This is a genomic window from Citrobacter sp. VF227, assembly GCF_052950715.1.
On the sequence record NZ_JBRFVF010000421.1, the window covers coordinates 1 to 462 of the forward strand.

Below are 462 nucleotides of genomic sequence, written 5' to 3' on the forward strand. Positions count from 1 at the left end.
TGATGGTTGTGGGAGTGGGTTATTCAATTTTAAACCAACTGCCGCAATTTAATCTGCCACAGTTTTTCGAACATGGTGCAGTGCTCAGTATTTTTGTTGGCGGTATTCTCTGGTTAGCAGGCGCCAGAGTGGGTGGGCACGAACAAATCAGTGACAGTTACTGGTGGGTACGTCATTATGACAAACGATGCCGTCGTGGTGACACCAATAACCGTCATAACTAAATCGTCCCTCTGTTAAGAGTCCGGCGGTCTGAATGCAAAGCCTTGGTTGTAAAACCAGGGCTCTGCTGCTTTATAAATCTTGCTTGATAGCGCGTTACGGAATAATAGAAGAATTACTCGAATAACCGAGAATGTAATGCTCTAACCGCGATATCCGCATCGTCAGCGGGTAACAGGATGCACAGGTTGTCATTCGATGCTCCATGGCAAATCATTCGTACCGTATGCTCTTCAAGCC

Annotated in this window: 2 protein-coding genes; one reads left to right on the forward strand and one right to left on the reverse strand. The window is 46.3% G+C overall.

From position 1 onward, the window contains the following. Positions 1 to 2 precede the first annotated feature (2 nt). Entirely contained in the window at positions 3 to 224 is a 222-nt protein-coding gene (gene ychH / locus ACU8YC_RS27100) for a stress-induced protein YchH (RefSeq protein WP_446896273.1), read from the forward strand. Between the two features lie 113 nt (positions 225 to 337). On the opposite strand, the gene ACU8YC_RS27105 is transcribed toward ychH, so the two are convergent. Beyond that, positions 338 to 462: ACT domain-containing protein (locus ACU8YC_RS27105; RefSeq protein WP_446896274.1), on the reverse strand; the 125-nt coding region annotated here is incomplete at its 5' end.

Excerpts from the sequence above, each read along its gene's own strand:
- ychH (WP_446896273.1), top strand. The coding sequence starts at position 3 with ATGGTTGTGGGAGTGGGTTATTCAATTTTAAACCAACTGCCGCAATTT.